This window comes from Streptomyces ossamyceticus (assembly GCF_001418475.1).
Lineage (GTDB): Bacteria > Actinomycetota > Actinomycetes > Streptomycetales > Streptomycetaceae > Streptomyces > Streptomyces ossamyceticus.
Genome location: NZ_LIQX01000461.1, coordinates 1 through 552, shown reverse-complemented (window position 1 = coordinate 552; position 552 = coordinate 1). Strand labels below are relative to the sequence as shown.

Here is a 552-nt window from a genome sequence, read left to right as displayed (position 1 = left end):
CGGACCCTGGAGGGGCATCCGTTCGGGACCCGGGAGTTCTGGCGGTCGGTCGACGGGAAGCACGCCGGGCTGTCATGGGAGGAGGAGGACGGGACGATGGTCAAGCGGCGCCTCGCCGTGGTGCCGCGCATGAAGGGATTCGTCGGCTCCTACCGGGAAGCCGAGGACGAACTGCCGTCCGACGCCGACGGAATGTACCGGTACCTGTACGGGGTGAAGACAGGCAAGGAACCGAAGGCCGGTGACAAGGCCGCCGATCGGAACGCCTTCGAGAAGGGCGCCGAGCTGCTGGCCGCGCAGCTGCTGCCGCCGAAGGTGGAGGCCGCGCTGTACCGGGCGCTCGCCCGGATCCCCGGGCTGACCGTGTACGAGGGGGCGCGGGACACGGCGGACCGTACGGGGGTGTCGGTCGGGATCGAGGGGCGTTTCCCCGACTTCGGGCAGGGCCGGTCCCGGCACGAACTGCTCTTCGACGAGCGGACGTCGGCGTTCCTGGCGTTCAACTCGGTCAACCTCGACGAGCTGGACGAGGACTGCGAGTCGCTGCGGGTG

The 552-nt window shown here is 70.1% G+C and carries 1 protein-coding gene; it reads left to right on the top strand.

Annotation, left to right across the window (positions count from 1 at the left end):
* Positions 1–552: CU044_5270 family protein (locus AOK15_RS29400; RefSeq protein ID WP_205632256.1), on the top strand; the 552-nt coding region annotated here is incomplete at both ends.